The sequence below is a fragment of the uncultured Halomonas sp. genome, from assembly GCF_947501415.1.
Lineage (GTDB): Bacteria > Pseudomonadota > Gammaproteobacteria > Pseudomonadales > Halomonadaceae > Halomonas.
This window is the reverse complement of the sequence record NZ_CANMVL010000007.1, coordinates 18,725-44,378: the sequence shown is the minus strand read 5'-3', so window position 1 is coordinate 44,378 and position 25,654 is coordinate 18,725. Positions and strand designations below refer to the sequence as shown.

Genomic DNA, 25,654 nt, shown 5'->3' with positions numbered 1-25,654 from the left:
AGAGGCGGCGACGATTGTTCAACGCCGCCCCGGGACGCTATAATCCCCGCCCAGTCGGCGCACCGCCGAACCATCGGACGCCGAGCCGCATCACCCGATTCACCGCGCCGCCCTGCTTGCCGCAAGCCAGAGGGCGGCGTGGCGCTATCCATCGATATCCATCACCCTTACTGGAGACAAGCCCATGGCTACCCAGCGCACCCTGTCCATCATCAAGCCCGACGCCGTCGCCAAGAACGCCATCGGCGAGATCATCTCCCGCTTCGAGAAGGCTGGCCTTCAGGTCGTGGCCGCCAAGATGCTCAAGCTGGACGACGACAAGGCCGGCGGCTTCTACGCCGAGCACAAGGAGCGCCCGTTCTTCAAGGATCTGGTCGGCTTCATGACCTCCGGTCCGGTGGTCGTGCAGGTGCTCGAGGGCGACGACGCCATCGCCAAGAACCGTGAGCTGATGGGTGCCACCAACCCCAAGGAAGCCGCGCCGGGCACCATCCGCGCCGACTTCGCCGAGACCATCGACGCCAATGCCGTGCACGGCTCCGACTCCCCCGAGTCCGCCGAGCGCGAGATCGCCTACTTCTTCGGCGCCGACGAGATCTGCCCGCGCTGATCGAGACTCCGGGCGGGGCCCTGTCCCCGCCCCCCTGCGCTCCCCCCTTCCCCGACCCGCTGAACGCCATGACCGCTGAAACCGCACCCCAGAAGACCAACCTGCTCGGCATGTCCCGCCAGGAGATGGAGACCTTCTTCCTCTCCATCGGCGAGAAGAAATTTCGCGCCGCCCAGGTAATGAAGTGGATCCACCACGAGGGCTGTGATGACTTCGCGGCCATGACCAATCTTTCCAAGGCGCTGCGTGAAAGGCTCGCCGAGGTGGCCGAAATTCGCGGCCCCGGCGTGGTCTACGAGGGCACCTCCAACGATGGAACCCGCAAGTGGGTACTGGAGGTCGAGGACGGCAGCTACGTGGAAACGGTGCTGATCCCTGCCGACAATGGCAAGCGTCGCACCCTGTGTGTCTCTTCCCAGGTGGGCTGCTCGCTGGACTGCAGCTTCTGCTCCACCGGCAAGCAGGGCTTCCAGCGCAATCTCAGCGCCGCCGAGATCATCGGCCAAGTCTGGGTGGCCCAGCGCAGCGTGGGCCCACGCAAGGATACTGCCAACCGCCCGGTCACCAACGTGGTGATGATGGGCATGGGCGAACCCCTGCTGAACTACGACAACGTCGTGCCGGCCATGAAGCTGATGCTCGACGATGACGGCTACGGCCTCTCCAAGCGCCGTGTCACGCTCTCCACCTCCGGCGTGGTGCCGATGCTCGACAAGCTTGGCGACGAGCTCGACGTGAGCCTGGCCATCTCGCTGCACGCTGCCAACGATGAGCTACGCAACGAACTGGTGCCGCTCAACCGCAAGTATAACATTCGCACCCTGCTGGATGCCTGCCAGCGTTATCTGGCCAAGTGCGACGACACCCGCGTGGTCACCATCGAGTATACGGTGATCAAGGGGGTCAACGACCAGCAGGAGCACGCCCGCCAGCTCGCCGAGCTGCTGCGCGAGCTGCCATGCAAGATCAATCTGATCCCCTTCAACCCCTTCCCCCATTCGGGCTACGAGACACCGTCACGCAACCAGGTGGTGCGTTTCCAGCAGTGGCTCTATGAGCTTGGCTACACCGCACCGATCCGCTCTCCGCGGGGCGACGATATCGATGCGGCCTGCGGCCAGCTGGTGGGTCGGGTGAAGGACCGTACCCGTCGGCACGAGCGCTATATCAAGTCGATCCAGCTCGACGCCGACTGAAGGGGCCACCTTGACTTCAACCGGGCACAACGCTTTGATGGGTCCCTGCCTCCCTCCGGCTTCCGTCAGTCCGCGGCACACCGCCGGTGGGGGCCTGTCGATCCTCGGGAGGAGTTCATGATTCGCCGCTCACGCCTCACCGGAAGCTCGCTGCTGCCTCTGGCTGCTCTACTGGGCAGCCTTTGGCTGGCCGGCTGCGCCACTCAATCACAGGGGATCGGCTCCGCCGAGAGCGAGACCAGTCCGGCCGACGCCTACACCCAGCTCGGCGTCGCCTATCTGGAGCGCAACAACCTGCGGCGCGCCATGGGGGCGCTGGACCGGGCGCTGGAGATCGCTCCCGATGACCCCGAGGCGCTGCAGGCCATGGCCATGGTCTACCAGCGCCAGGGCGAAGAGACGCTGGCCGACGAGACCTTCCGCCGGGCGCTGACGGCCGATGCCGACTTCACCCGGGCCCGCAACAACTATGCGGCGTTCCTCTACGCGCGCGGTCGCGTGCGTGAGGCCTGCGACCAGCTCGAGCGAGCCTCGAAGGATGCCCAGTATCCCAACCGAGCCCAGCTGTTCGCCAACCTCGGGCAGTGTCATCGTGAGCTCGGCGAGGTGCTGGAGGCGCGGCAGAACCTGCTCCGCGCCCAGGAGATCGACCCACGCGCTCCGCGCAGCTACTTCACCCTGGCCGAACTGGAGTATGCCGAGAACCAACTGCCCCAGGCACGAGCACAGATCGAGGCCTTCATGCGTCTGGCCGGTCCGCGCCCTGAAGCGCTGAGGCTGGCCGGCGACATCGCCAGGGCCCAGGGCGACGGCACCACTGCCGCCTTCTATACCCAACAGCTGGAGGGGCGTGGCACCACGCCCTGACCCGAGAACGCCACCAAGGATGCGCCGCCATGAGCGACCCCCACGAACAGGACCTGCATGCTGATGCCACGGCCTCGCCCGGCGAGCAGCTGCGGCGTGAACGCGAGAGTCAGGGCCTTTCCCTCTCCGAGGTGGCCGGTGCGCTCAACCTGAGGCCGGCGGTGATCCGTGGCCTCGAGGAGGACAGCTACGAGGAGGTGCCGATCGCCACCTATCGGCGCGGCTACCTGCGCGCCTATGCGCACCTGCTCGGTATCGACGACACCCCGGTGCTGGAGGCCTATCGCGCCCGCTTCGGCAGACATGACGCCGCCCAGCGTCAGGTCACACCGGTTCAGATCAGCAAGCCCCCCTCACGTCTAGGCGCCTGGCTGTTCCGCCTGGTCTCCCTGCTGGTTCTAGCCGGTCTGATCGGCCTGACCCTGATGTGGTGGCAGAGCCGCGGTGGGGGCGAGCCGCCGAGCATCGGCAAGAGCGACCCGGTTGCCGTTGACCGGCTCGATGGCACCGCCAGCGTGACCGAAACCGAGACTTCGGTCACTGCCGAACCGGACAGCCTGCCGCCGCTGCCTGACGAGACTACGCCGGAGGGGCAGGCCTCTGCCAAGAGCCCCGCCGAGGCCGCCGAAGACGCCTTGCAGGAGAGCAGCGCTTCCTTGGTCATGCCGGATCCGAATATCGAGGAACTCGCCGACGCCGAGACACAGGAGCCGACCAGCGCCGAAGCCGCTGTCGAGCCCGAGGCAGTCGCCGAGTCCGCGGCCGGCAGCGAGCCGAGTGCTACGCCGGCCGATGCCGGCCGCCTGGCGTTCACCTTCAACGAGCAGTCATGGACCGAGGTCTTCGACGCCACCAATCAGCGCGTCTTCGTTGGCCTGCAGGAACCCGGCACCACGGCCACCGTCGAAGGCGAGCCGCCCTTCCGCCTTACCGTGGGCAACGCTTCCGGTGTCGAGCTGGTCTGGCAGGGCGAAAGCGTAGACCTCGCCGAGCGCGCCGGTGCCAGCAATGTCGCCCGCTTCACCCTGGGAGAATGATTCCGTCACCATGCACGCACAATCCCCTATCGTCCGTCGCAAGTCACGCCAGATCCACGTCGGCAGGGTAGCCGTCGGGGGCGATGCCCCCATCTCGGTGCAGAGCATGACCAATACCGACACCCTGGACGTGGCCGCCACCGTGGCGCAGATCCGCCAGCTCGAGACCGCCGGTGCCGATATCGTGCGCGTCTCGGTACCCGACATGGAGGCCGCCGAGGCCTTCGGTCGCATCAAGCGCGAGGTCGAGGTACCGCTGGTCGCCGACATCCACTTCGACTACAAGATCGCCCTGCGCGTCGCCGAGCTGGGTGTCGATTGCCTGCGTATCAACCCCGGCAATATCGGCCGCGAGGATCGCGTACGCGCGGTTGTCTCGGCGGCCCGCGATAACGGCATTCCAATCCGCATCGGCGTCAATGCCGGCTCGCTGGAGAAGGATCTGCAGAAGAAGTATGGCGAGCCCACGCCGGCGGCCCTGGTCGAGTCAGCCATGCGTCATATCGATCACCTCGAGCGCCTCGACTTCCCGGACTTCAAGGTCAGCGTCAAGGCCTCCGACGTCTTCATGGCGGTGGCCGCCTACCGTGACCTGGCCACGCGCATCGAGCAGCCCCTGCACCTCGGCATCACCGAGGCAGGTGGGCTGCGCTCGGGTACCGTCAAGTCATCGATTGGCCTTGGCATGCTGCTGATGGATGGCATCGGCGATACCATCCGCGTATCACTCGCCGCCGACCCGGTAGAGGAGATCAAGGTCGGCTTCGACATGCTCAAGAGCCTTCGCCTGCGTTCCAAGGGCATCAACTTCATCGCGTGCCCCAGCTGCTCACGCCAGAACTTCGATGTTATCGGCACCATGAATGCCCTGGAGGAGCGTCTCGAGGACATCATGACGCCGCTCGATGTCTCGGTGATCGGCTGCGTGGTCAACGGCCCGGGCGAGGCCAAGGAGACCGATATCGGCCTCACCGGTGGCTCCCCGGCCAACCTCGTGTATATCGATGGCAAGCCGGCCTCCAAGCTGCGTAACGACCACCTGGTCGATGACCTCGAACGACTGATCCGCGACAAGGTGCGCGAGAAAGAGCAGACCGAACAGGACGTGATCGCCCGCGACGTCTGAGTCGCCGGCATCCATCAAGGAGCCACCGTTGAGCAAGTCCCAAGCAAGTCCCAAGGCGCCAGCCAAGAAGATTCAGGCCATTCGTGGCATGAACGACCTGCTGCCGGAGCAGTCCGCTCTGTGGCAGTACTTCGAAGGCAAGGTTCGCAATCTCATGGCCCGTTACGGCTATGCCGAGATCCGCACCCCTATCGTCGAGCAGACCGCACTGTTCTCCCGCTCCATCGGCGAAGTGACCGATATCGTCGAGAAGGAGATGTATACCTTCGCGGATCGCAACGGAGACAGCCTGACCCTCCGCCCCGAGGGCACGGCGAGCTGCGTGCGCGCCGCCATGGAGCATGGCCTGCTGCACAACCAGACCCAGCGCCTGTGGTACCAGGGACCGATGTTCCGCCACGAGCGCCCCCAGAAGGGGCGCTACCGCCAGTTCCACCAGGTCGGCGTGGAGAGCTTCGGTCTCGAGGGGCCGGATATCGACGCCGAGCTGATCCTGCTCTCGGCACGCCTGTGGCGCGAACTGGGGCTGATGGAGCATGTCACCCTGGAGCTCAACTCCCTGGGCTCCTCCGAGGCTCGCGCCGCCTACCGCGATACCCTGGTGGCCTACTTCGAGCAGCATCACGAGCTGCTGGATGAAGACTCCCGGCGCCGACTCGCCAGCAACCCGCTGCGCATTCTCGACTCCAAGAACCCTGAGATGGCCGAGATGCTGGCGGGTGCTCCCCAGCTGCTCGATCATCTGGACGCCGAGTCCCGCGAGCACTTCGCGTCGCTCCGCGCCCTGCTCGATGCCGCCGGCATCGACTACGTGATCAACCCGCGCCTGGTGCGCGGTCTCGACTACTACAGTCGCACCGTCTTCGAGTGGACCACCCGCGCGCTCGGCAGCCAGGGCACGGTATGTGCCGGCGGCCGCTACGACGGCCTGGTGGAACAGCTGGGGGGCAAGCCAACCCCGGCGGTAGGTTTCGCCATGGGCATCGAACGCCTGGTGCTGCTGCTCGAGACCCTTGAACTGATTCCCGATGCCGCCCGCGGCGAAATCGATCTCTTTGTGCTGCCCATGGACGATGCCGCGGCCGGCGCCGCCCTGCAGCTGGTCGAGCAGCTGCGTGGCGAGATGCCGACCCTGCGCGCCCAGCTGCACTGTGGTGGTGGCAGCTTCAAGAGTCGAATCAAGAAGGCCGACCGCAGCGGCGCTCGCCTGGCTCTGCTGCTCGGCGAGGACGAACTTGCCCGCGGTACCGCGACCCTGAAGTTCCTGCGCGAGGAGCGTGACCAGCGCAGCCTGGCCCGGGACGCCCTGGTCGACGAGCTGCGCGATCTGCTGGCCTGAAGGCCCACACCAGACACACAAGGAGACCGCCCGTGGCGGAGCTGAGAACCGAGGAAGAACAGGTCGAGGCGCTCAAGCGCTGGTGGAAGGAGAATGGCCTCTCGCTGGTGGCCGGCGTGGCCCTGGCCGCCGCGGGCGTGCTGGGCTGGAATACCTGGCAGGGCTATCAGGAGAACCAGGCCACCGCCGCCTCGATGCGCTACCAGCAACTGGTCAACCTGACCGCCGGCAACGACCTCGATGAGGCGCAGCTCCCCGAGGCACGCGCCCTGGTGGAGGAGATCGTCGATGAGCATGGCAAGACACTGTATGCCGATCTGGCGCGCCTGATGGATGCCCGCCTGGCGGTCGCCCAGGGTGATCTGGCCGGCGCGCGGGAGCGCCTGCAGTCCCTCGCGGATGCCGGCTCGGACGACTACGTGGCCGGCCTGGCGCGGCTGCGCCTGGCACGACTGCTGGTCGCCGAGGGCGACGCCGACCAGGCACTGAACGTCCTACAGAGTGGTGTCCCCGAGTCGCTGGCCGCCCAGCGGGCCGAGGTGCGCGGTGATGCCTATCACGCCCTCGAGCGTCGCGAAGAGGCCGCCACGGCCTGGCGTGAGGCACTGCGTCTCGCCGCGACCAACGAGCAGCCGCTCTATGGCGTGCAACTCAAGCTCGACAATCTGGGGCTTGAGTCGCCGGATCTCGAAGGCTCGGCTCTGGAAACATCGAGCCTCGATACCACAAGCCATGACAACCAGGGGCTGGACGCATGAAACCGACCTTCCTGATCGCCGCCCTTGCGGGCCTGACACTGCTCGCCGGCTGTGCCGGCAGCCAGGTGGAACCACAGTACCCGCCGACCGAACTCCGGGATTTCGCGGCGAGCGCAGAGCTCGACACTGCCTGGCGCGAGGGCGCCGGTGAGGGCCGTGGGCGTGCCGCCTATCCCATCGCACCGGCTCGCGAGGGCGACGCCCTGTTCGCTGCCGATTACCAGGGAGAGCTGTTCGCCTTCGATGCCATTACCGGTGACACTCGCTGGGAGACGGCGCTCGAGGTGCCGATCTCCAGCGGCCTTACCGCAGTGGCTGGGGATATCTACCTGGGCACCCGCGACGGCCAGGTGCTGGCGGTAAGCCAGCGTGATGGCAGCGTGCGCTGGCGTGCCCGCGTGCCCAGCGAGGTGCTGGCCGCCCCCCAGCCCAATCAGCAGCTGCTGATCGTGCAGAGCGTCGACGGCTCCATCACCGCCCTGGATCGCGACAGCGGCAATGAGCGCTGGCGCTATCAGGCCAATCTGCCCTCGCTGACCCTGCGCGGCACCGGCACCCCCACGACCATCGACCCGGTGACCTTCGCCGGCTTCGCCAACGGCCGCCTGGTGGCACTGGACAACCGCAGCGGCCAGCCGCTGTGGGAGCGGCGCATCGCCGTGGCACAGGGGCGCAGCGATATCGAGCGCCTGGTGGACCTCGCCGGCCAGCCGGTGCTGACCCCCGACGGTCGCCTCTTCGTGACCAGTTTCAACGGCCGTCTGGTGGCCCTGGAAGCAACCCGTGGCGAACCCCTGTGGGCCCGCGAGCTCTCCAGCTACCACACTCCCCTGGTGGTGGGTGACTTCCTGTTCGTGGTCGAGGAGTCGGGACGCATCCTGGCTCTGGCCGCCGACAGCGGAGAGGAGGTCTGGCGCAGCACCGCGCTAGAAGGCCGTCGGCCTACCTCACCGGCCTTTGCCGACGGCAAGCTGGTGTTCGGTGACTTCGACGGTTACCTGCACCTGATCGACGCACGCAGCGGCGAGATGGTTGGCCGTGAGCGCATCGACGGCTCCGGCATCGGCGTGCGCCCGGTCACCGACGGCAATCGCATTCATGTGCTGGCCAATGACGGCACCCTCGAGACCCTGGATATCCGATGACACCCGTGATCGCCCTGGTCGGCCGGCCCAATGTGGGCAAGTCGACCCTGTTCAACCGCCTGACCCGTACTCGCGACGCCCTGGTGGCCGACTTCCCGGGCCTGACCCGGGACCGCAAGTACGGTAACGGCATGCTCGGCGGCAAGGCCTACACGGTGATCGACACCGGAGGCATCAGCGGCGACGAGGCGGGCATCGATGCCGCCATGGCCGAGCAGTCGCTGGCCGCCATCGACGAGGCGGACATCGTGCTGTTCCTGGTCGATGCCCGAGCCGGCCTCAATGTCGCCGACGAGGCCATCGCCAACCACCTGCGGGTCAACCAGAAGAAGATCTGGCTGGTGGTCAACAAGACCGACGGCCTCGACGAGGACAGTGCCACCGCCGAGTTCTGGGAGCTGGGCCTCGGTGATCCTCGCCCCATCGCCGCCGCCCATGGTCGCAATGTCACCACGCTGATCGACGAGGTGCTCGCCCCCTTCCCGGAGCGCGACGAGAGCATTCCGGCGGACACCGGCACCAAGGGCATCCGCATCGGTGTCATCGGGCGCCCCAATGTCGGCAAATCGACCCTCGTCAACCGCCTGCTCGGCGAGGAGCGGGTGGTGGTCTATGACGAGGCCGGCACCACCCGAGACGCCATCGAGATCCCCTTCGAGCGCCGTGGCAAGCCCTATGTGCTGGTGGATACCGCCGGCGTACGGCGCCGCAAGAATGTTCGTGAAGTGGCCGAGAAGTTCTCGATCATCAAGACCCTGGAGGCGATCAAGGAGTGTCATGTCGCCATCATGGTGCTCGATGCCCGCTCGGGGCTGGTGGAGCAGGATCTGCATCTGCTCGACTACGTGCTGACCACCGGCCGCGCTCTGGTACTGGCGGTCAACAAGTGGGATGGCCTGGAGAGCGAGGCCAAGGAGAAAATGCGCGCCGAGATCAAGCGTCGACTGGGGTTCGCCGACTATGCTGATCTGCACTTCATCTCGGCACTGCACGGCACCGGAGTCGGCGACCTCTATCCGTCGCTGGAGCGCGCCTTCGCCTCGGCCAACGCCCACTGGTCCACCAACCGCCTGACCAGCATCCTGCAGGACGCGGTGGAGTCGCACCAGCCGCCCATGATTCGCGGGCGCCGGATCAAGCTGCGCATGGCCCACCAGGGCGGCAGCAACCCGCCGATCATCGTGGTTCATGGCAACCAGACCGAGTCCCTGCCCGAGGCCTATCGCCGCTACCTGACCAACACCTTCCGCAAGGTGCTCAAGGTGCGCGGCACACCGATGCGCTTCGAGTTTCGCTCCGGCAAGAACCCCTACGACAAGATGGCAGGCGCCAGCGACCGCGAGAAAGCCAAGAAGCGCGAGCTCTCGCGCACCAAGGAAGCTCGCAACAGCCGCCGCTGACCCCGCCCCCTCGACCACAGACGCCCGGCCCGCTTTCAGGAAATCCCTGGAACGAGCCGGGCGCCTTCGTGTCTGCTGTTTCGTGTTTACTGCCTGTCGTGCAGCCGCCGGCGACCCACCCAGTGGTTGGCAAACTGCCAGGCGGTGCGTCCGCTGCGCCCACCCCGCAGGGTGGCGAAACGGATCGCCTCGGCCCGCGCCTCGGCGCCCCAGTCCTCGGCGTGGCCCAGCTGGGAGACCCAGTGACAGCACGCCTCCAGATAGACATCCTGGTTGAAGGGGTGGAAGCCCAGCCAGAGCCCGAAGCGGTCGGAGAGCGAGATCTTCTCCTCCACCGCATCGCCGTGGTGCAGCTCGTCGCCCACCAGCCTCGACCCGGCGTTGTCGCTCATCGACTCGGGCAGGAGATGGCGGCGATTGGAGGTGGCGTAGAGCAGCACATTGGGCGGAGGGCCGGTCAGGGCACCGTCCAGCACGCTCTTCAGTGCCTTGTAGGCATCGTCGTGCCCCTCGAAGGAGAGGTCGTCGCAGTAGACCACGAAGCGCTGGTCATGGTGACGCAGCTGCTCCACCAGCGTCGGCAGACCGGAGAGGTCGTGGCGATCCACCTGTACCAGGCGCAGGCCCTCGTCGGCCAGGCTATTGAGCAGGGCTCGGATAAGCGACGACTTACCGCTGCCCCGGGAGCCCCACAGCAAGGCATGGTTGGCGGGCAGCCCCTGCAGGAAGGCCCGGGTGTTATCGATCAGGGCCAGCTTCTGGCGCTCGATGCCCATCAGATCATCCAGGCCTAGCGCATCCCGGGGCGGCACCGGCAGCAGTCGCCCTCCCAGGGCATGACGCTGCCACAGGGCGGCCACATCCCGCGACCAGTCCACCTCCACCGGAGCCGGCGGCAGCCAGTGCTCTACGCGATCCAGCAGGTGCAGCAGGCGACGCGTCAGCTCAGCGTCCATTGGCTTCTCCTTCGTAAAGTCCCAGGGAGTGCTACCCCTTCGGGGCTGGCTGGGGACATGCCTCCCTGAGGCAGTTTGAATCCGTAAGCGACGGTTGACCTCGCAAGCGTTCCGAGTATCTTGTGGCGAACTCGGACCTTCGTCCAGCGTCTTACAGGCTGGATGTCATTGCCCACCAAGGAGACCCGCCATGCGCTGGCTCAAACCCCTCGCCATCGGCGCGCTGTGCCTGACCGTCACCGCCTGCACCACCTCCCCCACCGGGCGCCAGCGCCTGACCCTGGTGTCCGATGCCCAGCTTGACCAGATGGGCGCCCAGGCCTTCGAGCAATATCAGCAGGAGCGCCCCATGGTGGGCGGCGCCACCCAGCGCTATGTACAGTGCGTGGCCGATGCCCTGGTGCGTGCGCTGCCACCCGAGCAGCGTCAATCCCAGAACTGGCAGATTCGTGTCTTCAAGGCCGAGGATGCCAACGCCTTCGCCCTGCCCGGGGGCTATATGGGGGTCAATACCGGCCTGCTGGATGTCGCCCGCAACCAGGACCAGCTGGCCGCGGTGATCGGTCACGAGATCACCCACGTGCTGGCCCGTCACGCCAACGAGCGTGTCTCCACCCAGACCGCTACCCAGCTCGGGCTATCGGTGCTCTCCTCGGCCGCCGGCCTCGAGGGAGCGGGTGGCGAGCAGATCATGGGGGCCCTCGGCATGGGCGCTCAGTACGGCATCCTGATGCCCTTCTCGCGGAGTCACGAGAGCGAGGCCGACGAGCTCGGTCTCTACCTGATGGCCGAAGCCGGCTTCGACCCTCGTGCCAGCCTGGCGCTATGGGACAACATGAGCGCCCAGGGCGGTGCCCAGCCTCCCGCCTGGCTCTCCAGCCACCCCAGCCACGGCCAGCGCAGCCAGGCCCTGCAGGCGCGCATGGGCGATGCCCTGAGCCGCTACGAGCGCGCCCGTCAGGCCGGCCGCACGCCCAGCTGCTCGAGGTCCTGAGATGCTAAGACTCGGACTGCTGTTGCTGATCGTCCCCATGCTGGCACTGATGGGCGTCTACTTCTGGGAGTATTCGAGCGTGCGGGAGTGCACGCTCTCGGGGGGCCACTGGGACTATCTGGAAGGGGTGTGCAGCGACACCCCCCAGCCCTTCGTCTCCTGGCTACAGCGCTACCCCTGGCTGGTCAATGGCGGGATGCTGCTGTCGCTGATCGGTCTGGCGTTGTGCATGGTGGGGCTGTATACCAAGCGGCGGTAACCGTGCCTGCTTCTTCGAGGCATACTGCTCCGCCGTGACCACTTTGGACCAAGATCTCGTCAGAAGATCCCGGCCGAGGAAGAGCTGGCGGCTTGGCCGGGGCCTGCCCCAAAAGGATGCCAAGGGGTGCGCCAGCGCTGGAGTCGCCCCCGACAAGGGCCCACTCACCTTTCTACAGCCCCTGGCGAAGCTGCTCCAGCACCGGGGCGGTATCGGGTCGCACGCCGCGCCACTGGAAGAAGGACTCGGCCGCCTGCTCCACCAGCATGCCGAGCCCATCCACGGTGCGGGCACCGCGCTCACCTGCCCAGCGCAGGAACACCGTGGGCTCGGCGCCATACATCATGTCATGGGCGGTAGCGCCGGCGGCGAACAGTCCATCGGGCAGTGGCGGCAGGTCGCCCGCCAGGCTCGCGCTGGTGCCATTGATCACCAGGTCGAACGGCCCCTCCACCCTGTCGAAGCCACCCCCGGCGATCTCGCCCAAATCCTGGAAGTCAGTGGCCAAGGCCTCGGCCCTGGCGGCGGTGCGGTTGGCTACCAGGAGGCTCGCCGGGTGTCCGGCCAGCAGTGGCTCCAGAATGCCACGCACCGCGCCACCGGCACCGAGCACCAGGATGCGCGCCCCGGCCAACCTTACGCCATGGCGCTCCAGATCGCGCACCAGGCCGATGCCATCGGTGGTGTCGCCATGGGTCTGGCCGTCCCCTCCCAGGATCAGGGTGTTGACCGCTCCGGCACGCCGGGCACGCTCGCTGAGCGTATCGCAGAGGCGAAACGCCTCCTCCTTGAAGGGCACGGTGACGTTGGCCCCGCGTCCACCGCTGGCGGTGAAGCGCCGCCAGGCGCCGGGGAAGTCGTCACGCGGCGCCTCGATGGCGGTGTACTCGATGGTACCGGCGGTCTGCTCGGCGAAGGCGGCATGAATAAACGGCGATCTCGAGTGGGCCACCGGGTGGCCGAAGACACAGTAGCGATCGGTCATGCTCCGCCCTCCTCCTGGCCCTGGCTTCGCCCCGCCTGCTCGCCGAGCCAGTCACGGGGTCGCAGATAGTCGCGATAGAGACACTCCTCGGCACTGCCGGGCGTGGGGTGCCAGTCATACTCCCAGCTCGCCAGCGGTGGCATCGACATAAGGATCGATTCGGTGCGCCCACCGCTCTGCAGCCCGAACAGGGTGCCGCGATCCCACACCAGATTGAACTCCACATAGCGCCCACGGCGATAGAGCTGGAAGTCGCGCTCGCGCTCGCTCCAGGGCGTATCGACCCGGCGCTTCACGATTGGCAGGTAGGCCTCGAGAAAGGCGTCGCCCACGGCACGCTGGAAGGCGAAGCTGCGCTCGAAGCCCCATTCATTGAGGTCATCGAAGAAGAGCCCACCCACGCCGCGGGTCTCGTCGCGATGCTTCAGATAGAAGTAGTCGTCGCACCACGCCTTGTAGCGCGGGTAGACCTCCTCGCCGAAGGGGGCGCAGGCATCCCGGGCAACCCGATGCCAATGGACCACATCCTCGTGAGCCGGGTAGAACGGGGTCAGATCGAAGCCACCGCCGAACCACCATACCGGCGTCTCGCCGGGCTTCTCGGCGATCAGGAAGCGGACGTTGCCATGGCTCGTCGGCACATGAGGATTCTCGGGATGCAGCACCCAGGAGACCCCCACCGCATGGAAGCTGCGCCCCGTCAGTTCGGGCCGGGCCGCCGTGGCCGAGGGTGGCAGCTGTTCGCCGTAGACGTGCGAGAAATTGACGCCCCCCTTCTCGAACACTCGTCCCTTCTCGATCACACGGGAGCGGCCTCCGCCGCCCCCCGGGCGCTGCCAGGCATCCTCGTGGAACACCGCGCCGCCATCCACGGCAGCCAGGGCGCTGCACAGGCGCTCCTGCAGGTCGAGCAGATAGATCTTGACGTCTTCGAGTTGCGGGTGGGCCAACGGTGCCTCCAGGCAGGATGAAAGAAGAGTGGATGGGTCAGGAGCGCAGCACTCGGCCACTGACCAGGTCGCGAATGGTGCTGGGACGCGCGAGACCACCGAGTTCCCCCTCGACAATGGCATCGAGCCCGGTGCCGAAGATGGTGCGCACCTCGTCGGCGCTTATCGCCGGCGGCTCGCTGGCCACGTTGGCCGAGGTGGAAACGATGGGGCCACCGAAGGCCTCGCAGAGCGCTGCCACCAGGGGGTGGGCGCTGACGCGCAGGGCCACTCGGTCATGGTCGCCATGCACTAGAGGATGGCTGCGCCCATTGTGGGGCACCAGCCAGGTGTTGGGCCCAGGCCAGCTGGCCGCCAGCGGTGCCTGCCGCTCGGCGGGCAGCCCTTCCAGCCACTCATCGAACTGCTCGATGCACGCCGCAACCAGGATCACTCCCTTGGCGGGATCACGCCGCTTGAGACGCAGCAGCCTGGCCAGGGCCTCCTCGTTGTCGGGGTCACAACCCAGCCCCCAGACCGCCTCGGTGGGATAGGCGATCACCCCTCCCTGGCGCAGGGCAACGGCGGCTTGCTCGATCTGATGGGCCTGGCTCATGGGTTATCCTCACTCGGCTGGGCGCGAATGGCCGAGGATTCTATCACGCCGCCGTGAGGCGCACCCAGCCACCGGCGACCCGTGCCGCAAGCCCTTCGAGCTCCAGTGTCAGCAGGCGCCGCTGGCACTCGGCAATATCGAGCCCGGTCAGTCCCACCAGCACATCGGCCGGCGTCGGGGTCCCGCTCAGCCAGCGCAGCAGTGGGTCATCATCCCGACCGGGGGCCTCGGCACGCATCGTGGCGGGCGTTACCGGAGCCTGCCACTGGGTAAGCTCGGCTAGAATATCATCGACCTCACGCACCAGCACCGCCCCTTCGCGGATCAGCCGCAGGCAGCCTCGCGCCTGAGGATTATGCAGCGAGCCCGGCAGGGCGAACACTTCACGGCCCTGTTCCCCGGCCAGTCGTGCGCTGACCAGCGAACCACTCTGCTCGGCCGCCTCCACCACCAGCACCCCACAGCTGAGCCCGGTCACGATGCGGTTGCGACGCGGAAAGAAGCCGGCCCGGGCCGGGGTACCGGGGGCATGCTCGGAAAGCAGCAATCCCCCGGCATCACGCAGACGGACATGCAGCCGATGGTGGCGCGGGGGATAGATCACATCGACGCCACAGCCGAGCACCGCCACGCTGGTGCCACCGGCATCCAGGGCGGCCTGATGGGCGGCGGCATCGATACCCAGCGCCATGCCGCTGACCACGCACCAGCCCCGTGTGGCGAGCTCACGGGCGAAACCGGCGGCATTGGTCAACCCCTCGCGGGTGGCGCGACGCGACCCCACCATGGCCAGCTTGGGAGGCGCCAGACTGGCGAGGTCACCCCAGGCCCACAACAGCGGAGGCGGGTCGGCAATCTCGGAGAGCAGGCCTGGCCAGGCGGGGTGCCCGGCGTGCAACAGATGGTGATCGTCACTGGCCGCTGCCCAGGCCAGGGCAGCGTCCACCCGGGCCTCAAGCGGGCTACGCGTGGGATGGTCGAGCCATAGCCGCAATTCCGTGGCGGCCCGCCGCGGCAACACCGCCAGCCAGCCGTCGGGCCACTGCGGCTGCCGGGCGAGCAGCTCGGCCAGTGCCCCAGGACCGAGCCCCGGCAGGCCCGTCAGGGCCAGCCACTCCCGGGTGCCGAGGGCGGGCGTCGCCATTGCCAGGCCTCAGCGCAGGGCGGCGCTGACCGCCCGCCGCGGATTGTGGACGCGATCCCCCACGGCCAGCGTTCGACTGGCTTCCATGACCAGGCCGTAGCTCATCTTCTGGTAGGCCTTGAAGACCATCACCAGCCCGGCATCCTCCCCCGGCAGGCGCAGCTGCTCGCCGGTACGCGGGTCGCTGACCAGTTCGCCACGCTGCTCGACTCTCAGCACATGGCCGGGCTCGAGCCCGTCACGGCGGCCACGATCCAGCGCCACAACCTGCAGGCGACCGATGAACTGCACGCCACCCGGCACCGCCAGGATGGTGCCTTCCACCTCGCGCTCGGGCGCGCGGGGAACAAACTCGGTCACCAGACCACGATCCTCCAGGGGCAGCACGATATCGCCGTTGCGCACCTCCTGCTGCGACGAGGTCACCTCCAGCACCGCCATCTCGGCCTCCTGACGCTCGCGGCGTGCCTGGCCGACCCCCTCTAGCTCGAGGCCCAGCAGCTCACCGCTGGCCGGGTCCAGGAAGCGCTCCCCCACGCGATAGAATCCTACACGACCGATGGCAGGCACCTCGCCCCGCGCATAGAGCCGATCCCCCACGCCACTCATCAATCGGCGGTCATCACCCCCTACCACATAGGCCAGCTCCTCGAGGGCCTCGGGGTCATCGACGATGCGGTGTTCACGCAGGAAGTGTCGAATATCCTCCAGAGGGATCGGGGCAATGGCTTCGCGATGCGGGATGGTGCGCATCTCCGGAGAAAGCCGCACCTGACCCTGGCCGCGTTCGAGCCCGATGCAGGGGCGACCATCGCAGTCATAGAGGTAGACCACGTCCCCGGGGTAAATCAGGTGCGGATTACGAATCTGGGGGTTGACCTGCCACACCTCGGGCCATTGCCAGGGGTGGCGCAGGAAGCGTCCCGATATATCCCACAGGGTGTCACCCCGCACCACGGTATAGCGGTCCGGGGCATCACCGCGCAGGCCATCCTCCCAGCTCAACCCCTGGGCCTGAACACCGGCGGCCACGGCCAGGCCAAGCCCCGCCGCCAGGCCCAACCACGCGCGTCGCATCTTGCCGTCAACCATTTGCCTCATCCCTGCTCTCCCCCGCGTGCCACCGACCGATGCCATGGAACGCTACCGGCGTGGTATAGTCTGATGATATCGACGTGCTGCGACTCCGGCCCTGCCGCCGACGTACGCATCACACCTGGAATTAGTGTCATTGTGTAAATGACAGCATAACGGTGAAACCAACGCCATGGCCAAATTACCTATCCTCGAATATCCCGACGAGCGCCTGCGCACCAAGGCGGCGCCGGTGGAAGAGGTCGACGACGAGGTGCGCCAGCTGGTCGACGATATGCTGGAGACCATGTACGACGCCCGGGGCATCGGCCTGGCCGCCACCCAGGTGGACGTGCACCGCCGCGTTATCGTCATGGACGTCAGCGACGATCGCTCGAGCCCCCTGGTGCTGATCAACCCCGAGGTCACGCCCATCGGCGAAGAGCGCGAGCCGATGCAGGAGGGGTGTCTGTCGATCCCCGAGTATTACGCCGATGTGCCCCGCGCCCTGCGTGTTCACCTCAAGGCACTCGATCGCGACGGCCAGCCCTATGAGCTGGAAGCCGACGGCCTGCTTGCGCACTGTATCCAGCACGAGCAGGATCACCTCGAAGGTGTGCTGTTCGTCGACTACCTCTCGCCGCTCAAGCGCGACCGGGTGATCAAGAAGATGCAGAAGCGCCAGAAGTTGATGCAGGACGCCTGAGCCCCCTCCGCCAGCTTCACGAAGGCCGACGCCGAACGCGTCGGCCTTCGTCGTTTACGGCAAGCTCCGTTATCATGCAGGTATCCACTTACGGCCAGGCTGTCCCAATGTCCCGACCCCTCAATATCATCTTCGCCGGCACCCCCGATTTCGCCGCCGAGAGCCTCGCGGCGCTGCTGGCCAGCCGCCACCGCATCGTCGCCGTCTATACCCAACCCGACCGCCCCGCCGGACGCGGCCGCAGGCTGACGCCGAGCCCCGTCAAGCGGCTCGCCCTGGAACACGAACTGCCGGTCTACCAGCCCGAGAGCCTCAAGCACGCCGAGGCTCAGGCCGAACTGGCCGCCATTGATGCCGATATCATGGTAGTGGTGGCCTATGGCCTGATTCTGCCGAAAGCGGTGCTCGACACGCCGCGGCTCGGCTGTCTCAATATCCACGCCTCGCTGCTGCCGCGCTGGCGTGGTGCGGCACCCATCCAGCGCGCCATCGAGGCCGGCGACGCCGAGAGCGGTGTCACCATCATGCAGATGGATGTCGGGCTCGATACCGGCGACATGCTGCTGGTGCGACGCACCCCCATCACCGCCACGACCACCAGCGGCGAGCTTCATGACAGCCTGGCGACACTCGGTGGTGAAGCGATCGTCGAGGCGCTGGATGCCCTCGCCGAGGAGGGGCTCACGGCCACCCCGCAGCCCGAGGCCGGCGTGACCTATGCGGCCAAGCTCTCCAAGGCCGAGGCCGAGCTGGACTTTCACGAGCCTGCCGCGGCACTGGCCGCTCGCGTGCGCGCCTTCAACCCCTGGCCGGTGGCCTGGTGCGCCTTCGACGGCGACCGCCTGCGCCTGTTGATGGCCGAGGCGAGCGATCTCACCGCTGACGAGCCTCCCGTCGCGCCCGGCACCCTGCTCGAGCATGACGGCGACGCGCTGCGCATCGCCTGTGGCCCCGAGGGCAATGAGGTGCTGCGAGTCAGCCGCGCCCAGCTACCCGGTGGCAAGGCTTTGCCGGTCAAGGACCTGCTCCACGCCCGAGCCGATCGTTTCCCTGCTGGCCTGCGCCTCGGCCACCATCACGAGGAGACCTCCTCATGAGTCAGCCCCCCTCCAACGGCAAGTCGCGCCGCACCGCCTCACGTGGGCTGGAGAATGACGGCGGCCTGGCGGTCCGCGCCGCCGCCGCTCGCGCCCTTGTACCGGTGATCACCGGCAAGGGGTCGCTTGCCGGCCTCGATGACCATCAGGTGGTAGCCCGCGACCGCGCCCTGTTCAAGGCGTTGTGCTTCGGCGTCTGTCGCACCCTGCCGCGCCTCGAGGCACTCTCCGGAAAACTGCTAAACAAGCCCTTCAAGGTGCGCGATGCCGATGTTCAGGCGCTACTGCTGGTGGGCGTCTACCAGCTGCTCTACCTGCGCATCCCCGCTCACGCCGCCGTCGGTGAGACCGCCGGCGCCGCTCGGCTGATCGGCAAGGAGTGGGCCACCCGGGTGCTGAACGGCTGCCTGCGCCGCCTGCAGCGTGAATCCGCCGCCCTGCAGGCCGACGTGGACCGCGACCCTGCGGTGGCGCTGCTGCACCCCAAGTGGCTGCTCAAGTCCCTGCGTCAGGCCTGGCCGGATGACTGGCGCGCCGTGGCCGAGGCCAACAATGTTCCCGGCCCCATGACGCTGCGCGTCAATCGCCGCCATGGCGACCGCGAGGCCTATCTCGAGCGTCTTGACGCGGCGGGCCTAGAGGGGCGGCTGTGCGCCCATGCGCCGGATGGCATCACTCTGGAGACTCCCTGCGACGTCTTCGAGCTACCCGGCTTCGACGCGGGTCACGTCAGCGTTCAGGATGAGGCCGCCCAGCTGGCCACGGTGCTGCTCGGACCGACCCTGGCCCCCCGGCCCGGCGCCCGGGTGCTGGATGCCTGCTGCGCCCCGGGAGGCAAGACCAGCCATCTGCTGGAGGTCTTCGATATCGACATGCACGCCGTGGACAGCGACGCCGAGCGTCTGGCCCGGGTCGAGGATGCCCTGCAGCGCCTCGGCCTGAAGGCCCGCCTGGCTCACGGTGATGCCACCGCTCGCGACTGGTGGGACGGCACCCCCTTTGAGGCGATCCTGCTCGACGCCCCCTGCTCGGGCAGCGGGGTGATCCGGCGTCATCCGGATATCAAGCGCCTGCGCCGCGCCTCGGATATCAAGGCACTGGCCGAGCTCCAGGCCCGCCTGCTCGACAACCTCTGGCCCCTGCTGCGCCCCGGTGGCACCCTGCTTTATGCCACCTGTTCGGTACTGCCCGAGGAGAACAGCGAGCAGGTCGCCGCCTTCCTTGCGCGCACCCCGGATGCCGAGGCTACTACTCCGCGCGACATCGCCTGGGGCCGCCCCGCCGGTGCCGGGCAGCAACTGCTGCCGGAAGCCGACAGTCACGATGGCTTCTTCTATGCCAGACTAAGGAAACGCTAGGGTCAGGCTCACAGAAGGGCCCGCCTCACGCATGCATCACCAATCGACACGTGCAGGAGGAATCATGAGCAGCAACCATATCTACAAGCATGTCGAGCTGACCGGCTCCTCGGAGGAGGGCATTCAGCAGGCCATCGAAAGCGCCATCGGCAAGGCCAGCGAGAGCCTGCACGGCATGCGCTGGTTCGAGGTCATCGATACTCGCGGCCATATCGAGCATGGCCGGGTGCAGCACTGGCAGGTCACCATCAAGGTCGGCTTCACCCTGGACTGATCCCGGCCCCTGTCCTTCCCGTGGCGGCTGGTTTAGGCTAGCTGCCACGTGCTGCGGCGCACCAGCTGTCGCCGCCCCTCGACCCAGCGGAACCCTCACGCGATGAAGATCATCATTCTCGGCGCCGGCCAGGTCGGCGGTACCCTGGCCGAACACCTGGCCCGCGAGGAGAACGACATCACCGTCGTCGACACCGACGGCGACAAGCTGCGCGAACTGCATACCAGGCTCGACATTCGCACCGTGGTGGGACCCGGCTCCTACCCCATGGTGTTGCGTCAGGCCGGCTGCGAAGACGCCGACATGCTGATCGCGGTGACCAGCCAGGACGAGGTCAACATGATCGCCTGCCAGGTGGCGCACACCCTCTTTCGCACCCCGACCAAGATCGCCCGGGTGCGAGCCACGGCCTATCTCACTCGTCGCGGGCTGTTTGCCCACGAGGCGGTGCCCATCGATGTGCTGATCAGCCCCGAGCAGGTGGTCACCGACCATATCCGCCGCCTGATCGAACACCCCGGCGCCCTGCAGGTACTGGAGTTCGCCGGTGGCCTGGTGCAGCTGGTGGCGGTCAAGGCGGTCTACGGCGGCCCCCTGGTGGGTCAGGACCTGGCCTTCCTGCGCCGCCATATGCCCAGCGTGGACACCCGGGTGGCCGCCATCTACCGGCGCAACCGTCCGATCATCCCGCGGGGCGATACCGTCATCGAGGCCGATGACGAGGTCTTCTTCATCGCCGCCCGGCGCGATATTCGCGCGGTGATGAGCGAGCTGCGCCGCCTCGACCGCGACTTCCGGCGCATCATGATCGCCGGCGGCGGCAATATCGGCGAACGCCTCGCCGAGCACCTGGAGCACAGCCACCAGGTGAAGATCATCGAACACAGTCTGAAGCGCTGCACGGTACTCTCCGAACGCCTCGACCGCACCGTTGTCCTGCACGGCAGCGCCACCAGCAAGCGCCTGCTCGAGGAGGAAAATATCGAGGAGTGCGACATCTTCTGCGCCCTGACCAACGACGACGAGGTCAACATCATGTCGTCGATGCTGGCCAAGCGCATGGGGGCCAAGAAGGTGCTGACGCTGATCAACAATGCCGCCTATGTCGACCTGGTCCAGGGCGGCGAGATCGACATCGCCATCTCGCCCCAGCAGGCCACCATCGGCAGCCTGCTGACCCATGTACGCCGTGGTGATATCGTCAACGTCCACTCGCTGCGCCGCGGCGCCGCCGAGGCCATCGAGGCCATCGCCCATGGCGATATCCAGTCATCCCGGGTGGTGGGGCGCTCCATCGGCGAGATCGATCTTCCGCGGGGCTCCACCATCGGTGCCATCGTGCGTGGCAAGGAGGTGATGATTGCCCATGATGATGTGGTGGTGGAGTCCGGCGACCATGTCATCCTGTTCGTGATCGACAAGCGCCGCATCCGCGATGTGGAGCGACTGTTTCAGGTCGGGCTGACCTTCTTCTGATAGCCCACGACGCAAGGAGAGCCGTCCGATGAGCCTGCGCATGACGCTGCGTATCCTGGGGCTGCTGCTGATGCTCTTCAGCCTGACCATGATGCCGCCTATCCTGGTCTCGCTGCTGTTCGCCGACGGCCAGTGGGATGCCTTCGCCGTGGCCATCGGCATCACCGTGGCGACCGGCGCCCTGATGTTCCTGCCCAACCGCCGCGCCCTCAAGGAGCTGCGCACCCGCGATGGCTTCCTGATCGCGGCGCTGTTCTGGAGCGTGCTCGCGCTGTTCGGCTCGCTGCCGCTGATGCTCACCGGCGAGTCGGCGCTCTCGCTGACCGATGCGGTGTTCGAATCCTTCTCGGGGCTGACCACCACCGGCGCCACCGTGATCACCGGCATCGACCACTTGCCCGAGTCGATCCTCTACTATCGCCAGCAGCTGCAGTGGCTGGGCGGCATGGGGATCGTGGTGCTGGCGGTGGCGATCCTGCCGACCCTGGGGGTCGGTGGCATGGCCCTCTACCGCACCGAGATCCCGGGTCCGCTCAAGGACTCCAAGCTGACCCCGCGCATCACCGAGACCGCCAAGGCCCTGTGGTACATCTACGCCTCGCTGACCATCGCCTGCATGCTCGCCTACATGGCCGCCGGCATGGACTGGTTCGACGCCCTGGGACACAGCTTCTCCACCGTTGCCATCGGCGGCTTCTCCACTCACGACGCCAGCATCGGCTACTTTGACAGCGCCGCCATCGAGCTGATCTGCGTGTTCTTCCTGCTGGTATCAGCGGTCAGCTTCAGCCTGCACTTCATCGCCTGGCGGGAGCGCAGTCTGCTGCACTACTTCGATGACCCCGAGGCACGCTTCCTGCTGCTTTTCCTTGCCGGCCTGACTACCATCACCACCGTCTCGCTTTGGCTGACCGACACCTACGGGACCGAACTCGGTCTTCGCCACGCCCTGTTTCAGGTGGTCTCGGTGGCCACCACCACGGGCTTCGCCGTCACCGACTTCTCGTTGTGGCCCGGCGCCCTGCCCTTCCTGCTGTTCATGGCCGCCTTCGTGGGGGGCTGTTCGGGCTCAACCGGAGGCGGCATGAAGGTGATCCGCATCATCCTGATCCTCAAGCAAGGCATGCGCGAGGTAATGCGCCTGATCCACCCGAGTGCGGTGATCACGGTCAAGATCGGCAGGGTGAGCGTGCCCGACGGCATCGCCCAGGCGGTATGGGGGTTCTTCTCCGTCTACGTGATGCTGTTCTTCCTGATGCTGGTGGGGGTGATGGCCACCGGGGTCGATCAGGTGACCGCCTGGTCCACGGTGGGGTCGGCGCTCAATAACCTGGGGCCGGCCCTGGGCGAGGCCTCGGCCCATTACGGCGATCTGCCCGATCTGGCCAAATGGATTCTGGTGCTGGCCATGCTGCTGGGCCGCCTGGAGATCTTCACCGTGCTGGTGCTGTTCACACCCGCCTTCTGGCGCCGCTAGCCGAGCCGGGGCGCAGGGCTATCGCAGTCAGCAACAGGGTGACAGCCCGTCGCCAGAACCGCCTTGAGCGGCGCTGCCATCCGCGATCGCCCCGAGCCGATATGCAGGAGGTTTGGCCCGGCGGGAGCGTTCATGGATAATCGAGCTCTCACTTCTTCGAGCCGAGCCCCCATGACCGAGACCCAGGCCCCCATGCCGACACTCCCGGACGATACCACCAGCGGCCCGCAGCGGGTCCTGCAGATCGGCGAGACCCGCTATACCCTGCTCGGCACCGCCCATGTCTCCGCCGAGAGCGCCGAGGACGTGCGCCGACTGATTCGCTCGGGTGAGTTCGACGCCGTGGCCATCGAGCTGTGTGACTCCCGCCATCACAGCATGACCAACCCCGACGCCCTGGCGGAACAGGACCTGTTCCAGGTCTTTCGCCAGGGCAAGGCCGGCATGGTGGCCGCCAGCCTGGCGCTGGGCGCGTTCCAGCAGCGCCTTGCCGAGCAGTCCGGTATCGAGCCCGGGGCCGAGATGCGCGCCGCTCTGGAGGAGTCGCAGCGGGCGGCACTACCGCTGCTGCTGATCGACCGCGATGTCGGCGTGACCCTCAAGCGCATTTATCACAACGTCCCCTGGTGGCAGCGCTTCTCGCTGTTTTCGGGGCTGCTGGGTAGCGTGCTGTCGCGCCAGGAGGTCTCCCCCGAGGAGGTCGAGCGCCTCAAGGAGGGCGACGTGCTGGAGTCCACCTTCAGCGAATTCGCAGCAGAGTCCGAGAGCCTCTATACCCCGCTGATCAGCGAACGTGACCGTTACATGGTGCTACGCCTGGCCGAGGAGGCGCCGCCGGGGCGCTATCGTAGTGTGCTGGTGGTAATCGGTGCCGGCCATATGAAGGGCATGGCCGATCACTTCGCCGACGAGTTGCCGCCACAGCCGGCCGAGGAGCGCCAGCGACTCGAGGCCACGCCGCCGCCGTCGAAGATCTGGAAGGCACTGCCCTGGGTCATCACCGCCCTGGTGCTTACCGGCTTCGCCATCGGCTTCTCGCGCAATACCGGCCTCGGCTGGCAGCTGGTGGCGGAGTGGTTCCTGATCAACGGGGTGCTCTCGGCGGGGGCTACCCTGGTGGCCCTGGCCCACCCGTTCACGGTCATTGCCACCTTCTTCGCCGCACCGCTCACCTCGCTCAACCCCACCATCGGTGCCGGCTTCGTCGCGGCCGGGGTGGAGCTCTACCTGCGCAAGCCCAAGGTGCGCGACTTCTCCACGCTGCGCCACGATGTCACCCACCTCAAGGGCTGGTGGCACAACCGGGTGTCACGCACCCTGCTGGTGTTTCTGACCGCCACCCTGGGCTCCGCCGCCGGTACCTGGATCGCCGGTTTCCGCATCGCAGGCACCCTGTTCGGCAGCGGCTGACCCCAGCCAGCGAACCTGATCACAATGGCACCCAGACTGACCGAGATCGCCACGAGACACCCGACAGGGGAGTGATATGTCTGACCAGACGGCCGACGGCCTGATCGATACAAGCGTCATTCGCTACTACCACGCGCATCTTTACTACTCGGATGCAGATGGCCTGGCCAAGGCCAGGCGCCTCGCCAGCGCCTGCGCCATGCGCTTCGATATTCAGGTGGGCCGCTTTCATGAACGGCCGGTAGGGCCGCACCCTGTGGGGAGCTGCCAGCTCTCCTTCGCACCGGAGCAGTTCGGTGAGCTGGTACCCTGGCTGGCCCTCAATCGCGGTGACCTGGATGTCTTCGTACACCTTGGCAGCGATGACGACCTGTTCGATCATACCCAGGGCGCCATATGGCTTGGCCGCTCCCACGATCTGGCGCTGGAGATCTTCTCGGACAACGGCTGATCCGCCGCACCCGCCCCCTAGAGGTCATGGTTCGCCCAGCACCTCGGCCACCCACACCTGGTCGAACCTGGCCTCGGCTTCGCGTTGCACCGACTTCACGCTGGCAGCGTCTGGCGCCTCATATTCGCAGATCATCCGCCGCCGATCCGCCGACCAGTAACTGCGAATCCAACGCACCCGATAGAGCTCGAGACACGGCATCATGCGCGCCTCGACCGCCTTTAGCTCCTCTTCCCTCAGCGGCGTGGCGAAGCTGCGTTCGACGATGATATGTGGCATCGACTTTCTCCCGGTTTAGCGCTTCTCGTTGATGGGCAGCGCCGGCACCACATCAGGGGCGGCGCGGGTGATGACCGTCACTTCAGCGATGGCCGCCCGCGCCCGGGCATTACATCGCTCGAGTTCAGCAGACCGGCGAGTTAGTCGCTCGATCGCCCCGCTGGCGGCTTCCTCCCGATACCGTCCGCCGAGACTGGCGAGGGTCGCCTGGGCGATAGTGGCTTCGTCATGCCAAGGATTCCCCGCCACCTTCCCCGACCGAGACAGGCTCTTCAGCCCGGAAGAATGGATCAACCCGGGAAATGCCACCGTCATCGCCCCCTCGGGTGAGGTGACGGCGGGCCCCCTACACCGTGAAAAGGGCATCCTCTATGCCGAGATCGATGTGGAGGTGGCTCGGCGTGCAAGGCGCACCCTTGACGTCTGCGGCCACTATGCTCGGCCGGATATCTTCTCACTCTCGGTGGACCGTAAGCCGCTTCCTCCATTGGTGTTCTCGGATAAGTAAGTAGCACTGGCAGGCTAAGGCCTTCCTACAGGTCACGGCTCGCCGGACGACTATGTTTGGCCTCCGCCAGGGAGATGCTTGACCTCCGTCATGGACGGCTGGCAGGTCCACCACTACCTTCATTTAAGGCGCAGGGATCATGTGATGAAAACATAACGATAATCGTCCATTTTCATTCGCCCT

General features: G+C 66.8%; 27 protein-coding genes. 19 read left to right on the top strand and 8 right to left on the bottom strand.

The genetic code is table 11. The features are described 5' to 3' along the window. The first annotated feature begins 184 nt into the window (after positions 1 to 184). The 9 genes from ndk to der all read left to right on the top strand — a co-directional run bounded on the left by ndk (position 185) and on the right by der (position 9,478). Positions 185 to 610 (top strand): nucleoside-diphosphate kinase, encoded by a 426-nt coding sequence (gene ndk, locus Q0894_RS04725; RefSeq protein ID WP_132043633.1) that lies wholly within the window; start codon positions 185 to 187, stop codon positions 608 to 610. 68 nt (positions 611 to 678) lie between these two features. Next, positions 679 to 1,806 carry a 23S rRNA (adenine(2503)-C(2))-methyltransferase RlmN gene (rlmN, locus tag Q0894_RS04720; protein WP_299231973.1) on the top strand — a complete coding sequence of 376 codons (1,128 nt, stop codon included), beginning with the start codon at positions 679 to 681 and terminating at the stop codon, positions 1,804 to 1,806. Between the two features lie 117 nt (positions 1,807 to 1,923). Continuing rightward, on the top strand, positions 1,924 to 2,673 hold the full coding sequence (pilW, locus tag Q0894_RS04715; protein WP_299231972.1) for a type IV pilus biogenesis/stability protein PilW: 750 nt from the start codon (positions 1,924 to 1,926) through the stop codon (positions 2,671 to 2,673). A 29-nt stretch (positions 2,674 to 2,702) separates the two neighbouring features. Then, positions 2,703 to 3,710, top strand: coding sequence for a RodZ family helix-turn-helix domain-containing protein (locus tag Q0894_RS04710; protein ID WP_299231970.1), 1,008 nt, complete (start codon positions 2,703 to 2,705; stop codon positions 3,708 to 3,710). A 10-nt stretch (positions 3,711 to 3,720) separates the two neighbouring features. Further along, positions 3,721 to 4,836, top strand: coding sequence for a flavodoxin-dependent (E)-4-hydroxy-3-methylbut-2-enyl-diphosphate synthase (gene ispG / locus Q0894_RS04705; RefSeq protein WP_299231968.1), 1,116 nt, complete (start codon positions 3,721 to 3,723; stop codon positions 4,834 to 4,836). Between the two features lie 28 nt (positions 4,837 to 4,864). Further along, the gene (gene hisS, locus Q0894_RS04700) at positions 4,865 to 6,175 is read left to right on the top strand and encodes a histidine--tRNA ligase (RefSeq protein WP_299231966.1); all 1,311 of its coding nucleotides are present in this window, start codon (positions 4,865 to 4,867) and stop codon (positions 6,173 to 6,175) included. Between the two features lie 32 nt (positions 6,176 to 6,207). Further along, positions 6,208 to 6,933 (top strand): tetratricopeptide repeat protein, encoded by a 726-nt coding sequence (locus tag Q0894_RS04695; protein ID WP_299231964.1) that lies wholly within the window; start codon positions 6,208 to 6,210, stop codon positions 6,931 to 6,933. Further along, positions 6,930 to 8,078: an outer membrane protein assembly factor BamB gene (bamB, locus tag Q0894_RS04690; protein WP_299231962.1), complete on the top strand. Its 1,149-nt coding sequence runs from the start codon at positions 6,930 to 6,932 to the stop codon at positions 8,076 to 8,078. Before Q0894_RS04695 ends, bamB begins: the two co-directional genes overlap by 4 nt. Beyond that, positions 8,075 to 9,478, top strand: coding sequence for a ribosome biogenesis GTPase Der (gene der, locus Q0894_RS04685; RefSeq protein WP_299231960.1), 1,404 nt, complete (start codon positions 8,075 to 8,077; stop codon positions 9,476 to 9,478). The genes bamB and der overlap by 4 nt, the downstream gene beginning before the upstream one ends. Before the next feature lie 86 nt (positions 9,479 to 9,564). Here der and Q0894_RS04680 read toward each other — a convergent pair whose 3' ends face one another. Beyond that, positions 9,565 to 10,434 carry an ATP-binding protein gene (locus Q0894_RS04680; RefSeq protein ID WP_299231958.1) on the bottom strand — a complete coding sequence of 290 codons (870 nt, stop codon included), beginning with the start codon at positions 10,432 to 10,434 and terminating at the stop codon, positions 9,565 to 9,567. A gap of 190 nt (positions 10,435 to 10,624) precedes the next feature. Between Q0894_RS04680 and Q0894_RS04675 the strand changes: the two genes are divergently transcribed. Beyond that, positions 10,625 to 11,428, top strand: a complete 804-nt coding sequence (locus Q0894_RS04675) for a M48 family metallopeptidase (protein ID WP_299231956.1) — start codon at positions 10,625 to 10,627, stop codon at positions 11,426 to 11,428. Position 11,429: 1 nt separating this feature from the next. Further along, positions 11,430 to 11,687, top strand: coding sequence for a hypothetical protein (locus tag Q0894_RS04670; protein WP_299231954.1), 258 nt, complete (start codon positions 11,430 to 11,432; stop codon positions 11,685 to 11,687). A 172-nt stretch (positions 11,688 to 11,859) separates the two neighbouring features. Here the strand turns inward: Q0894_RS04670 and aroE are convergent, their stop codons facing one another. The 5 genes from aroE to Q0894_RS04645 are packed head-to-tail and all read right to left on the bottom strand — an operon-like array spanning position 11,860 to position 16,462. Next, positions 11,860 to 12,672 (bottom strand): shikimate dehydrogenase, encoded by an 813-nt coding sequence (gene aroE, locus Q0894_RS04665; protein WP_299231952.1) that lies wholly within the window; start codon positions 12,670 to 12,672, stop codon positions 11,860 to 11,862. Then, positions 12,669 to 13,622 carry an oxygen-dependent coproporphyrinogen oxidase gene (gene hemF, locus Q0894_RS04660; RefSeq protein WP_299231950.1) on the bottom strand — a complete coding sequence of 318 codons (954 nt, stop codon included), beginning with the start codon at positions 13,620 to 13,622 and terminating at the stop codon, positions 12,669 to 12,671. The genes aroE and hemF overlap by 4 nt, the downstream gene beginning before the upstream one ends. A gap of 37 nt (positions 13,623 to 13,659) precedes the next feature. After that, entirely contained in the window at positions 13,660 to 14,217 is a 558-nt protein-coding gene (locus tag Q0894_RS04655) for an L-threonylcarbamoyladenylate synthase (protein WP_299231949.1), read from the bottom strand. 43 nt (positions 14,218 to 14,260) lie between these two features. Then, entirely contained in the window at positions 14,261 to 15,361 is a 1,101-nt protein-coding gene (gene dprA, locus Q0894_RS04650; protein ID WP_299231947.1) for a DNA-processing protein DprA, read from the bottom strand. A gap of 9 nt (positions 15,362 to 15,370) precedes the next feature. Further along, positions 15,371 to 16,462, bottom strand: a complete 1,092-nt coding sequence (locus Q0894_RS04645; protein WP_299231945.1) for a LysM domain-containing protein — start codon at positions 16,460 to 16,462, stop codon at positions 15,371 to 15,373. Between the two features lie 166 nt (positions 16,463 to 16,628). Here Q0894_RS04645 and def point away from each other — a divergent pair, with 166 nt between their 5' ends. The 8 genes from def to Q0894_RS04605 all read left to right on the top strand — a co-directional run bounded on the left by def (position 16,629) and on the right by Q0894_RS04605 (position 24,684). Continuing rightward, positions 16,629 to 17,141, top strand: coding sequence for a peptide deformylase (gene def, locus Q0894_RS04640; RefSeq protein ID WP_299231943.1), 513 nt, complete (start codon positions 16,629 to 16,631; stop codon positions 17,139 to 17,141). Between the two features lie 107 nt (positions 17,142 to 17,248). Then, on the top strand, positions 17,249 to 18,238 hold the full coding sequence (gene fmt / locus Q0894_RS04635; RefSeq protein WP_299231941.1) for a methionyl-tRNA formyltransferase: 990 nt from the start codon (positions 17,249 to 17,251) through the stop codon (positions 18,236 to 18,238). Continuing rightward, positions 18,235 to 19,596: a 16S rRNA (cytosine(967)-C(5))-methyltransferase RsmB gene (gene rsmB, locus Q0894_RS04630; RefSeq protein WP_299231939.1), complete on the top strand. Its 1,362-nt coding sequence runs from the start codon at positions 18,235 to 18,237 to the stop codon at positions 19,594 to 19,596. Before fmt ends, rsmB begins: the two co-directional genes overlap by 4 nt. A gap of 64 nt (positions 19,597 to 19,660) precedes the next feature. After that, complete coding sequence (locus tag Q0894_RS04625) at positions 19,661 to 19,870, top strand: dodecin (RefSeq protein WP_195689170.1); 210 nt, start codon at positions 19,661 to 19,663, stop codon at positions 19,868 to 19,870. 102 nt (positions 19,871 to 19,972) lie between these two features. Beyond that, entirely contained in the window at positions 19,973 to 21,346 is a 1,374-nt protein-coding gene (gene trkA, locus Q0894_RS04620) for a Trk system potassium transporter TrkA (protein ID WP_299231935.1), read from the top strand. Positions 21,347 to 21,374: 28 nt separating this feature from the next. Next, positions 21,375 to 22,823 carry a TrkH family potassium uptake protein gene (locus tag Q0894_RS04615; RefSeq protein ID WP_299231933.1) on the top strand — a complete coding sequence of 483 codons (1,449 nt, stop codon included), beginning with the start codon at positions 21,375 to 21,377 and terminating at the stop codon, positions 22,821 to 22,823. 171 nt (positions 22,824 to 22,994) lie between these two features. Then, complete coding sequence (locus tag Q0894_RS04610) at positions 22,995 to 24,233, top strand: TraB/GumN family protein (protein WP_299231931.1); 1,239 nt, start codon at positions 22,995 to 22,997, stop codon at positions 24,231 to 24,233. 76 nt (positions 24,234 to 24,309) lie between these two features. Beyond that, positions 24,310 to 24,684, top strand: coding sequence for a DOPA 4,5-dioxygenase family protein (locus Q0894_RS04605; RefSeq protein ID WP_299231929.1), 375 nt, complete (start codon positions 24,310 to 24,312; stop codon positions 24,682 to 24,684). Between the two features lie 24 nt (positions 24,685 to 24,708). Here the strand turns inward: Q0894_RS04605 and Q0894_RS04600 are convergent, their stop codons facing one another. Next, entirely contained in the window at positions 24,709 to 24,963 is a 255-nt protein-coding gene (locus tag Q0894_RS04600) for a nickel-binding protein (protein ID WP_299231927.1), read from the bottom strand. 15 nt (positions 24,964 to 24,978) lie between these two features. Further along, a complete protein-coding gene (locus Q0894_RS04595) occupies positions 24,979 to 25,278 on the bottom strand; it encodes a hypothetical protein (RefSeq protein ID WP_299231926.1) in 300 nt (99 codons plus the stop codon). Positions 25,279 to 25,654: the final 376 nt, after the last annotated feature.

What these genes read in the sequence shown, in the direction of transcription:
- Q0894_RS04605 (WP_299231929.1), top strand. Translation starts at nt 24,310, where the DNA reads ATGTCTGACCAGACGGCCGACGGCCTGATCGATACAAGCGTCATTCGC.
- Q0894_RS04680 (WP_299231958.1), bottom strand. Translation starts at nt 10,434, where the DNA reads ATGGACGCTGAGCTGACGCGTCGCCTGCTGCACCTGCTGGATCGCGTA.
- Q0894_RS04670 (WP_299231954.1), top strand. Translation starts at nt 11,430, where the DNA reads ATGCTAAGACTCGGACTGCTGTTGCTGATCGTCCCCATGCTGGCACTG.
- ispG (WP_299231968.1), top strand. Translation starts at nt 3,721, where the DNA reads ATGCACGCACAATCCCCTATCGTCCGTCGCAAGTCACGCCAGATCCAC.
- Q0894_RS04610 (WP_299231931.1), top strand. Translation starts at nt 22,995, where the DNA reads ATGACCGAGACCCAGGCCCCCATGCCGACACTCCCGGACGATACCACC.
- Q0894_RS04675 (WP_299231956.1), top strand. Translation starts at nt 10,625, where the DNA reads ATGCGCTGGCTCAAACCCCTCGCCATCGGCGCGCTGTGCCTGACCGTC.
- def (WP_299231943.1), top strand. Translation starts at nt 16,629, where the DNA reads ATGGCCAAATTACCTATCCTCGAATATCCCGACGAGCGCCTGCGCACC.
- der (WP_299231960.1), top strand. Translation starts at nt 8,075, where the DNA reads ATGACACCCGTGATCGCCCTGGTCGGCCGGCCCAATGTGGGCAAGTCG.
- Q0894_RS04615 (WP_299231933.1), top strand. Translation starts at nt 21,375, where the DNA reads ATGAGCCTGCGCATGACGCTGCGTATCCTGGGGCTGCTGCTGATGCTC.
- Q0894_RS04645 (WP_299231945.1), bottom strand. Translation starts at nt 16,462, where the DNA reads ATGAGGCAAATGGTTGACGGCAAGATGCGACGCGCGTGGTTGGGCCTG.
- Q0894_RS04625 (WP_195689170.1), top strand. Translation starts at nt 19,661, where the DNA reads ATGAGCAGCAACCATATCTACAAGCATGTCGAGCTGACCGGCTCCTCG.
- Q0894_RS04655 (WP_299231949.1), bottom strand. Translation starts at nt 14,217, where the DNA reads ATGAGCCAGGCCCATCAGATCGAGCAAGCCGCCGTTGCCCTGCGCCAG.
- Q0894_RS04595 (WP_299231926.1), bottom strand. Translation starts at nt 25,278, where the DNA reads ATGACGGTGGCATTTCCCGGGTTGATCCATTCTTCCGGGCTGAAGAGC.
- bamB (WP_299231962.1), top strand. Translation starts at nt 6,930, where the DNA reads ATGAAACCGACCTTCCTGATCGCCGCCCTTGCGGGCCTGACACTGCTC.
- fmt (WP_299231941.1), top strand. Translation starts at nt 17,249, where the DNA reads ATGTCCCGACCCCTCAATATCATCTTCGCCGGCACCCCCGATTTCGCC.
- Q0894_RS04710 (WP_299231970.1), top strand. Translation starts at nt 2,703, where the DNA reads ATGAGCGACCCCCACGAACAGGACCTGCATGCTGATGCCACGGCCTCG.
- pilW (WP_299231972.1), top strand. Translation starts at nt 1,924, where the DNA reads ATGATTCGCCGCTCACGCCTCACCGGAAGCTCGCTGCTGCCTCTGGCT.
- rsmB (WP_299231939.1), top strand. Translation starts at nt 18,235, where the DNA reads ATGAGTCAGCCCCCCTCCAACGGCAAGTCGCGCCGCACCGCCTCACGT.
- Q0894_RS04600 (WP_299231927.1), bottom strand. Translation starts at nt 24,963, where the DNA reads ATGCCACATATCATCGTCGAACGCAGCTTCGCCACGCCGCTGAGGGAA.
- dprA (WP_299231947.1), bottom strand. Translation starts at nt 15,361, where the DNA reads ATGGCGACGCCCGCCCTCGGCACCCGGGAGTGGCTGGCCCTGACGGGC.
- trkA (WP_299231935.1), top strand. Translation starts at nt 19,973, where the DNA reads ATGAAGATCATCATTCTCGGCGCCGGCCAGGTCGGCGGTACCCTGGCC.
- rlmN (WP_299231973.1), top strand. Translation starts at nt 679, where the DNA reads ATGACCGCTGAAACCGCACCCCAGAAGACCAACCTGCTCGGCATGTCC.
- aroE (WP_299231952.1), bottom strand. Translation starts at nt 12,672, where the DNA reads ATGACCGATCGCTACTGTGTCTTCGGCCACCCGGTGGCCCACTCGAGA.
- ndk (WP_132043633.1), top strand. Translation starts at nt 185, where the DNA reads ATGGCTACCCAGCGCACCCTGTCCATCATCAAGCCCGACGCCGTCGCC.